At 61.9% G+C, this 5746-nt stretch carries 7 protein-coding genes; 3 read left to right on the plus strand and 4 right to left on the minus strand.

Features of this window, described 5'->3' with window-relative positions; genetic code table 11:
- Positions 1–83 precede the first annotated feature (83 nt).
- Positions 84–938, minus strand: coding sequence for a formyltetrahydrofolate deformylase (gene purU, locus IL54_RS07250; RefSeq protein WP_037474343.1), 855 nt, complete (start codon positions 936–938; stop codon positions 84–86).
- A gap of 26 nt (positions 939–964) precedes the next feature.
- Positions 965–1834: a methylenetetrahydrofolate reductase gene (locus IL54_RS07255; RefSeq protein WP_037478044.1), complete on the minus strand. Its 870-nt coding sequence runs from the start codon at positions 1832–1834 to the stop codon at positions 965–967.
- Positions 1835–1932: 98 nt separating this feature from the next.
- Between IL54_RS07255 and IL54_RS07260 the strand changes: the two genes are divergently transcribed.
- A complete protein-coding gene (locus tag IL54_RS07260; protein WP_037474345.1) occupies positions 1933–2664 on the plus strand; it encodes an alpha/beta fold hydrolase in 732 nt (243 codons plus the stop codon).
- A gap of 43 nt (positions 2665–2707) precedes the next feature.
- The gene (gene desA, locus IL54_RS07265) at positions 2708–4108 is read left to right on the plus strand and encodes a syringate O-demethylase (protein ID WP_037474347.1); all 1401 of its coding nucleotides are present in this window, start codon (positions 2708–2710) and stop codon (positions 4106–4108) included.
- Positions 4109–4160: 52 nt separating this feature from the next.
- Here desA and IL54_RS24605 read toward each other — a convergent pair whose 3' ends face one another.
- The gene (locus tag IL54_RS24605; protein WP_162182198.1) at positions 4161–4319 is read right to left on the minus strand and encodes a hypothetical protein; all 159 of its coding nucleotides are present in this window, start codon (positions 4317–4319) and stop codon (positions 4161–4163) included.
- On the opposite strand from IL54_RS24605, the gene IL54_RS07270 reads away from it, so the two are divergent.
- Entirely contained in the window at positions 4318–5154 is an 837-nt protein-coding gene (locus IL54_RS07270; RefSeq protein WP_272945505.1) for a MipA/OmpV family protein, read from the plus strand. The genes IL54_RS24605 and IL54_RS07270 overlap by 2 nt on opposite strands.
- Positions 5155–5323: 169 nt before the next feature.
- Here IL54_RS07270 and IL54_RS07275 read toward each other — a convergent pair whose 3' ends face one another.
- Complete coding sequence (locus IL54_RS07275) at positions 5324–5596, minus strand: transposase (RefSeq protein ID WP_162182210.1); 273 nt, start codon at positions 5594–5596, stop codon at positions 5324–5326.
- Positions 5597–5746 lie beyond the last annotated feature (150 nt).

The raw sequence follows: 5746 nt of genomic DNA on the forward strand, positions 1-5746 counted from the left end.
GACCATCGCCGCGACGCGCGCCGCCGTTTCGTCCGACAGGGCGCGCGCCATGGCGCGCCCGTCGATAATCTGCGCCATGGGCCTCAGGCCTTGAAGACGACGGTGCGCGCGCCATTGCGGAATACGCGGCCCTGCAGATGATGCTGCACGGCGGTCGCCAGCACGCGCCGCTCGATATCGCGGCCCTTGCGCACCAGGTCGTCGGGCGTGTCGGCATGGTTGATGGCTTCGACATCCTGATGGATGATCGGCCCTTCATCGAGGTCGGCGGTGACATAATGGGCGGTCGCGCCGATCATCTTGACGCCACGCGCATGCGCTTGATGATAGGGCTTGGCGCCCTTGAAACCGGGCAGGAAACTGTGATGGATATTGATGCAGCGACCCGACAGGAAGCCCGCCAGATCGTCGCTCAATATCTGCATATAGCGCGCCAGGACGATGAGGTTGGCGCCGGTTTCCTCGACGATCGCTTTGATCTGCGCTTCCTGCTGCGGCTTGCTATCCTTGGTGATCGGCAGATGGTGGAACGGCACGTCGCCGATCAGCGATATGGTCAGCGCCTCGCGCGGATGATTGCACACGATGCCGACCACATCCATGTTCAGCTCGCCGATGCGCCAGCGGTAGAGCAGGTCGCCCAGGCAATGGTCGAACTTGCTGACCATCAGCAGCACCTTCTGCCGCTCGTTGCGACGGCGCAGATTCCATTCCATGCCGCGCTCGTCCGCCAGTCCGGCAAAGGCCGCCCGCAGCGTTTCCACGGCACCGGGCGCGATTTCAAATTCCACCCGCATGAAGAAGCGATCGGTCAGCTTGTCGTTGAATTGCTGCGCGTCGGTGATGTTGCCGCCCTGCTGGGTCAGCAGGGTGGCGACATCGGCGACCAGACCCGGCCGGTCGTCGCATTGCAGGGTCAGGGTGCAGATTTCACTCACATCGCTTCTCCGGTAATCATGCGCGCTCAGTGGCGGGCCGTATAATCATTGATCCATTCGACGGTCTTGCTCAGGCCGCCAAAGGGGTAGAAGTGCAGGCGCACCTTGCCATGCTGGTCGCCAAGGCCGCTGGCAAGCGCATCGACCAGCTTGTCGGGACCGGCGGTGCCGATCAGCTTGGTGATCGAAATGCCATATTTGGTCAGCACCGATGCCGATGCCCCGACGCCGCAGCGGGCGGCGAAGCGCATCAGCGTCTTGATGCCCGCTGGCCCCGGAATGCCGATCCGCACCGGCGCGTCGATGCCGCGCTGGCGCAATTCCGCCAGCCAGCTTAGCACCGGGGCAGCATCGAAACTGAATTGGGTGACGATCAGCGGGGCCATGCCGCGCTGTTCGATTTCCGCGCATTTTTCTGTCAGCACGGCGAAACACTGGTCGGGCGTCATGTTGGGATGGCCCTCCGGGTGCCCGCCAACGCCGATCGCCTTGATCCCGGCGCGCTCGAACGCGCCGGTGCGGATCAGCGCCATGCTGTCCGAATAGGGGCCGGCCGCTTCGGGTGGATCGCCGGCGATTACGAAGCAGCGCTGGACGCCCGCTTCGCGCACGACCGCGGCCAGATAGGTTTCGAAATCATCGCCCGATTCCAGTCGCCGCGCGGAAAAATGCGGCATGGGTTCAAACCCCAGCGATCGCACCAGCTTTGCCGCAGCAATGCGCGCTTCCAGCGATTCGCCGGGCAGGAAGGTGACGGCCACTGGCGTTTCGGCCGCCATGGTCGGCGCGGCCTCGCGCAGCGCGTCGATGTCCTTCGCGGTGATCTCCAGCGAATAGCCATCGGTCATGCCCTTGGGCGGCAGATCCCAGTTCGGATGGATCGACGGCAGGGTCATCATTCTCTCCCATGATGGTGTTCGGGCTGGGCCACGCGGCTTTCCTCGATGCATTTTCCTCTAGCGCAGTTGCTTACATTCGTATAGATGAAATTTTCATGAGTGCGAAATCATCTGATCAGGTCGGCACTGGCAGCCCTCTCATCATCCTTCCGGGGCTGATGTGCGATTCGCGCATGTTCGGCGCGACGCTCGCCGCTTTTCCCGGCAGTCGCGCGATCGACGGCTATTATGGTGGTGCGGACCGGATCGAGGCGATGGCTGACTATGCGTTGGCGCATATGCCCGTGCGCGCGGCGCTGCTCGGCCATTCCATGGGCGCGCGCATCGCATTGGAGGTAGTGCGCAAGGCCCCTGAACGGATCGAGCGGCTGGCGTTGGTCGATACCGGCGTCCACACGCCCAAGCCCGGCGAGCGCGAAGGCCGTTATGCGCTGCGCGACCTCGGCCGGACGCAGGGCATGGCCGCGCTGGTGGCGCAATGGCTGCCGCCGATGCTCGGTTTTGCGGGGCTGCGCAACGAAGCGCTGATGGACAGCCTCTATGCCATGGCCGTGTCGGCGGGCTTGCCCGTGTTCGAAGCGCAGATCGAAGCCTTGCTCAACCGCCCGTCGGTCGATGCGCTGCTGCCGACCATCGCCTGCCCGACCTTCGCCATGGTCGGGCGACAGGATCAATGGTCGCCGGTCGCCCAGCATGAGGCGATCGTCGCCGCCATTCCCGGCGCGCAACTGCGCGTTGTCGAAGGGGCGGGCCATATGATGCCCGCCGAAGCGCCAGAGGCGTTCAACCAGATATTGCGGGAATGGCTGTCATGGCCGCCTGCATGAGTGACGATTTCAGTATGTTTTCCGTGTCTAAGGAGAGAATGGAATGAGTGGTAAATCCCTGCAGCAACTGCTCGACGAAAAGGGCGACATCGTCGAATTCCTGCGCAACCAGCAGGTCGGTCCCAACGCCTATCCGGGCGTGCCTGGCGAATATAGCAACTGGCGCGACGAACAGCGCAGCTGGGCGGAAAGCTCGGTCCTGTTCAACCAGAGCTTCCACATGGTCGACCTGCTCGTCACCGGCCCCGGCGCGTTCGACATGCTGTCCTACTTCGCCCCCAACAGCTTCAAGGGCTTCGTGCCGAACCGCGCCAAGCAGTTCGCGCCTGTCACGCCCGAAGGCTATGTGATCGGCGACGTCATCCTCTTCTATCTGGAAGAAGAAAAGTTCGAGCTGGTCGGTCGCGCACCGTCGATCGAATGGGTCGAATATTGGGCCTCGACCGGCAAGTGGGACGTCAAGGTGGAACGCGACGAGCGCACCATCGCCCGTCCGCTCGACCAGCAGGGCTATCGCCGCAACTATCGCTTCCAGCTGCAGGGCCCCAACGCCATGCCGGTGCTGGAAAAGGCGATGGGCGAAACCCCGCCGGACCTCAAATTCTTCCACATGGCACCGATCATGATCGCCGGCGTCGAAGTGCGCGCGCTGCGTCACGGCATGGCGGGCCAGCCGGGCTATGAGCTGTTTGGCCCCTGGAAGGATTATGACACCGTTCGCAATGCGCTGATCGAAGCGGGCAAGGATTATGGCCTGACGCTGTGCGGTGGCCGTACCTATTCGTCCAACACGCTGGAATCCGGCTGGATCCCCTCGCCGCTGCCCGCCACCTACACCGGTGAAGGCTCCAAGGCGTTCCGCGAATGGGCGAGCGAGAACAGCTATGAAGGCAAATGCTCGCTCGGCGGCAGCTTCGTCTCCGACAATATCGAGGATTATTACCTCAACCCCTGGGAGCTGGGCTATGGCATCATGGTCAAGTTCGACCATGACTTTATCGGCCGCGAAGCGCTGGAAAAGATCAAGGATCAGCCCCACCGCCGCAAGGTGACGCTGGCGCTCGACAATGAGGATATCGTCCGCGTCATGAGCTCGATGCTCCAGACCGGCGACAAGGCCAAGTTCCTGGAATTCCCCAGCGCCGTCTATTGCATGCATCCCTATGATGCGGTGCTGAAGGACGGCAAGACGGTCGGCCTGTCGACCTGGATCGGCTACACCATCAACGCTGGTCGCTTCCTGGCACTGGCGATGGTCGATGCCGAATTCGCCGAGCCCGGCACCGAAGTCACCCTGCTCTGGGGCGAACCCGATGGCGGCACGTCCAAGCCCACCGTCGAACGCCACGTCCAGACCGAAATCAAGGCGATCGTTTCCTCGGTCCCCTATTCGGAAGCCGCGCGCGACAATTATGCCGACGGCTGGCGCACCAAGAACGCCTGATCGCTTTTCGTGAGCGGTAGGAACGGGGGATGCCGCAAGGCGTCCCCCGTTTTCATTTGGGGACGGGAAAATCAGTCTGAATCAGAAAGCAAGCAAGGGTCTCACCCAAATTCTCCTGCGAAGGCTGGCGTTCATGGCATGATCGATTAGAAAAGGCCGTCGCCGCGAATTGTTGGGCATCATCGACGGTTGCCGAGAAAAGGATGAACATGCGCTATCTCTTGGCCATCGCCGCCCTGGGTGCGGGCCAGCCCTGTTTTTCCCAGACGGCAGAGACGCAGCCGGCAACGGTAGCGGGCCGACCGTTAGACCGAAGCGAAGCAGGATGGAGCGTGACGATCGGCCTGGCACCGGTCCTTAGCCCCGCGTGGCAAGGGTCGCGAGACATGGCTTTGTCGATCTTTCCCGATCTGCGGGTCAATTATGGGGACGTGATCTTTGCTTCGATCCCTGAAGGGTTGGGATGGAACGCCGTCAACACCAACGGGTGGAAGGCTGGTCCGCTGGCCAAGGTCCGCTTCGGGCGTGATGAAGAGCGCGGAGGATCGCCTTTTCTGATCACGGGCGGAAGCGACGGGCTGCGCGGCATGGGCAATGTCGCGGCTGCTGCCGAATTGGGCGGCTTCGTTGAAAAACGCATCGGCCCCTGGCGCGGCCGTTTGGAAGTCCGCCGCGGCTTTGGCGGACATGAGGCCGTGATAGCGGACGGGGCGATATCGTATCAGATGCGCAGCGGACGCACGATCATCAATGTCGGTCCGCGCGCCACGGTCGTCGGCAAACCCTATATGGACAGCTATTTCGGCATCGATGCGATTCAGTCGCTGCGATCCGGGCTTGCTGCCTATTCGCCAAAGGGCGGCTTGCTGTCTTATGGTGTCGGTGGTTCGGCGCTTCGCCCGCTGAACCGGCAAAGCGCCATCACCCTGTTTACCAGCCTCGATCGATTAGGGAGCGAGGCCGGTCATTCGCCGCTCGTCCGCGAGCGTGGGCGGAGAGTGCAGTTCACATTGGGCATCGGCTACGGCTTCCGCTTCAACCTTTGACGGTTCTGAACATCTGAGTGCGCTGCTACCCTGCGAATGATTCGTAGATGACTAAAATCGCGGCGACCGCTATTGCTGTGCCAATCATTCCATAGTCTTGACCGCCAGACGCAAAAGTTTTGCTAGTCCAGTAGGGCGGCTCATGCCAGCTTCGTTCTAGGGTCAGGACTCATTGATTGATCCAGAATTTAACGGTCGCGGCGATGCAGATGGCGGACATGAAGGTATGGGCGCAACGATCGTAGCGCGTGTGGATGCGCTGCCAGTCCTTGATCCTGCCGAACATATTCTCGACTTTGTGCCGCTGTTTATAGAGCGCCGTGTCGTGTGGAATGGGCACTTTCCGGTTCCCCTTTGACGGGATGCAGGCCGTGATCTTGCGGTCGGCCAGTGCCGCGCGGAGCCTATTGGAAATGCAAGTAGATTGACATTTATCGCTCAAAGCAGGGCCGCGTTCGGAAAATGTGGTCAGGAATCAAACCTTAGTGAGCCGCAGCTTAGCTGCCTCCTGTCCTATACCCCCGCACCCATGCCATACGCACCCTTGGCTCTTTTCCACCGTCCGTCCCCACCCCGCTCCGTCCACACAGGC

Origin of the sequence: Sphingobium sp. ba1 (assembly GCF_000743655.1) — a bacterium.
In the GTDB taxonomy this organism is placed as follows: Bacteria; Pseudomonadota; Alphaproteobacteria; order Sphingomonadales; family Sphingomonadaceae; genus Sphingobium.